Consider the following 3,419-nt stretch of genomic DNA (forward strand, 5'->3'; position numbering starts at 1 on the left):
GACTGACCCTGCCCAAAGCCCGCGAAGATGCCGAAGACCAACCGCAAGCGCCGCTGCTGGGGCGCACAGTAGCCGTGGTTGAGCAGCACGAACTGGCTCGCCAGGCGTTGCAACATCAGCTGGAAGACTGCGGCTTGCTGGTGGTCCACCACCAAAACCTCGACAGCCTGCTAAGCGCGGTCAGCACCCAGCAGTACACCGTCAATCCCATTAGCCTGGCGGTGCTCGGCGTCACCAGCCAAGAGCTGCCGCCCGAGCAACTCAGCCAACGGGTATGGGATCTGGAACGCATCGGCTGCAAAAGCCTGGTGCTCTGCCCCACCACCGAGCAGGCGCTGTACCACGAGTCGTTGCCGGACGCCCATAGCCAGCTGCAAGCCAAACCGGCGTGCACGCGCAAGGTTCAACGCGCGCTGATTGAACTGCTCGGCCCACGCCACCAACCCAGCGAAGTCAGCCACCCCACGCAAGTCAGCCGACCGCCGAAAATCCTCTGCGTCGACGACAACCCGGCCAACCTCAAGCTGGTGCACACCCTGCTCAGCGACATGGGCGCCGAGGTGACCGCAGTGGACAGCGGCTTTGCCGCGGTAGATGTGGTCAAGCACAAAACCTTCGACCTGATTTTTATGGACGTGCAAATGCCCGGCATGGATGGCCGCCAGGCCACCGAGCAAATCCGCCACTGGGAAGCCGAACAAGAAGCCGTGCCGACGCCAATCATTGCCCTTACCGCCCACGCCCTGGCCAACGAAAAACGCGCATTGCTGCAAGGCGGCATGGACGATTACCTGACCAAGCCCATCAGCGAGCGGCAACTGGCCCAGGTGGTGCTGAAATGGACCGGGCTCGCGTTGCGCAACGCCGGCATCGACCGCCCAACCGAAGCGCCGCAAGCCCAGCCGCAGCCAACGCAAAAAGTGCTGGATGAAGAAGAAGGCCTGCGCCTGGCCGCCGGCAAAGCTGACCTGGCCGCCGATATGTTGAGCATGCTGCTGGCCTCATTGGACGGCGACCGTGAAACCATCCGCCAAGCCCGCGACAACGACGACCGCAATGCCCTGATCGAGCGCGTGCATCGCCTGCACGGCGCCACCCGTTACTGCGGCGTACCGCAATTGCGGGCAATCTGTCAGCGCACCGAAACCCTGTTAAAGCAGGACGACCCGGCCTATCGCGAGGCCTTGGATGAACTGGACGCGGCCATGCTGCGCCTGGCAGACATCGCCAAACTCAGCGCCTGAGCGGCTGGCCCCACGTCCGGCATGGGGCAATGCCCGTGATAACATGCCGGCCTTGTTTTTCTTATCGAATTGAATCTGCGCCATGGCCGAACACGACTTTCGCTACAACCTGCTTAACCCTGAACACACCCTGATCGAATGCCGCGCCCTGGTGCCTGGCCGCTATCAGGTCACCGGCAATGGTGGGTCGGTAAAAAGCGGCGATGTGCTGCTGGTTACTCTTAAAGGCAGCCGCGACCTCTGCATGCGTTTGAACGTCGACAAGGTCCGCCACCTGATCAACCCGACCGGCCAGTGGGTGGCAGTGGCGCAAGGGCCCGTGTTTACCGAGTTGTCTATCCTCAACTGGCAAGTGAAATGCGACGGCTGCGCCAAGCAACTGGATTTTGAATTTGCCGTCGACGCCGCCTTGGGCAAAAAAGCCCATGCGCCGGCAGCCGAAGCCCGTCTTACCGAACTGCACTGGCAGAACCGCAACGGTCGTCACCTCTGCCAGGCCTGTCAAACCGAGGAGATCTGATGAAAGCCCGCCTCGCCCTTAGCGTGTTCACCACCGGCGTTCTGAGCCTGACCGGCTGCGCCAGCGATGCCCCGCAACTGGACCAGGACAGCCCCTACCAAGTGGAATGGATCGGCGAACGCCCGCTGATCGACAACAGCCACCTGACCGTCACCCTCGGCGCTGACGGCCGCGCCTTTGGCAGCGCCGGCTGCAACCACTGGTTCGCCGCCTACAGTCTGAAAGGCCAGCAGATCAGCTTTAGCCAAGCCGGCAGCACACGAAAAATGTGCGCGCCGGCGCTGATGGAACAGGAAGAGCGGTTTTTAAATGCCCTGAGCAAAGTCGAGCGCTGGGATATTTCCGCGATTGATCAACTGCAGCTGTGGCCGGCTGAGGGTAAGCCGATCAGGTTGTGGTCGGCGGAGTACAAGTAGCATTGCCGTCGATCATCGTTACCTGCAACATTCTGGGTCCCCGCCTTCGCGGGGACGACGGTGAGACGTTCTAAAAGCCTCCGTCATTCCCGCGAAGGCGGGAATCCAGAGTGCAGAGACGTACGCAGATGTGTGCAAGAAGGTGATCGGAGTCACCGCGTAAACAACTCCAACTGCTCACTCACCCGCCTTAAATCAATCAAGCGCACCCCCACGCCAATCAAACGCACCGGTTTGCCGCCGCGCTCCCAGGCGCTGCTGAGCAATTTGCGGTAGCTGTCCAAATCACGCGCGGCGCCGGCCTGCTCCAGGGTGGTCTGGGTAAAGTCGTGAAACTTCAATTTCACTAGCGGCTTTTCCGGGCGGTAGCTGGCATCCAAGCGCTGCATACGCCGCTCCAGCTCTTCCAGCAGGCCGGGCAGGCGCTCAAGGCAGGCCTCGAGGTCGGGCAGGTCTTTGTCGTAGGTGGTTTCCACGCTGATGGTCTGGCGCCGGCTGTCCACCTGCACGGCGCGGTCATCCACACCGCGCGCCAGGTTCCACAGGCGCTCACCAAAGCTGCCGAACTCGCGCGCCAGTTCAACCTTGCTCCACTCCCGCAACTGCGCACAGGTTTCGATACCCAGGCGCCCCATCTTTTGCGCCGTGACCTTGCCCACCCCGTGCAGCTTGCTGACAGGCAGCTCGGAAACAAAGCCTTCCACCTCGTCCGGGGTAATCACAAATAGCCCGTTGGGCTTGCGCCAGTCACTGGCGATCTTGGCCAGAAACTTGTTCGGCGCCACCCCGGCAGACACGGTGATATGCACCTGAGTGGATACGCGCCGACGAATATCCTGGGCAATTCGCGTGGCGCTGCCGGAAAAATGCGTGCAATCGGAGACGTCCAAGTAGGCTTCGTCCAGCGACAGCGGCTCAATAATGTCGGTGTACTCGCGGAAGATCCCCTGAATCTCGCGGGACACTTCCTTATATACGTCCATACGCGGCCGCAGAATCAGCAGGTCCGGGCACAGCTTCAGCGCATGACGCGAGGACATGGCCGAACGCACGCCGTACGCCCGGGCTTCGTAGTTACAGGTGGCGATTACCCCGCGCCGATCCGCCGAACCGCCCACGGCAATGGGCCGGTTTGCCAGGCGCGGGTCGTCGCGCATCTCGATGGCGGCGTAAAAACAGTCACAATCCACATGAATAATCTTGCGCACAAAAAGTCCGGTAAGCCCCGCCTGGCATGGC

Annotated in this window: 4 protein-coding genes; 3 read left to right on the plus strand and 1 reads right to left on the minus strand. The window is 61.7% G+C overall.

Annotation, left to right across the window (positions count from 1 at the left end):
• From AAAB16_RS12265 to AAAB16_RS12275, 3 genes are all read left to right on the plus strand, one after another.
• On the plus strand, positions 1-1,244 hold a 1,244-nt coding region (locus AAAB16_RS12265; protein WP_340663567.1), incomplete at its 5' end, for a response regulator.
• Positions 1,245-1,326: 82 nt separating this feature from the next.
• Positions 1,327-1,764 carry a hypothetical protein gene (locus AAAB16_RS12270; protein WP_340663568.1) on the plus strand — a complete coding sequence of 146 codons (438 nt, stop codon included), beginning with the start codon at positions 1,327-1,329 and terminating at the stop codon, positions 1,762-1,764.
• Positions 1,764-2,180: an META domain-containing protein gene (locus AAAB16_RS12275; protein WP_340663569.1), complete on the plus strand. Its 417-nt coding sequence runs from the start codon at positions 1,764-1,766 to the stop codon at positions 2,178-2,180. Before AAAB16_RS12270 ends, AAAB16_RS12275 begins: the two co-directional genes overlap by 1 nt.
• Positions 2,181-2,332: 152 nt before the next feature.
• Here AAAB16_RS12275 and dinB read toward each other — a convergent pair whose 3' ends face one another.
• On the minus strand, positions 2,333-3,388 hold the full coding sequence (gene dinB, locus AAAB16_RS12280; RefSeq protein ID WP_340663570.1) for a DNA polymerase IV: 1,056 nt from the start codon (positions 3,386-3,388) through the stop codon (positions 2,333-2,335).
• Between the last annotated feature and the right edge of the window lie 31 nt (positions 3,389-3,419).

The organism is Pseudomonas sp. (genome assembly GCF_037994325.1).
Classification (GTDB): domain Bacteria; phylum Pseudomonadota; class Gammaproteobacteria; order Pseudomonadales; family Pseudomonadaceae; genus Aquipseudomonas.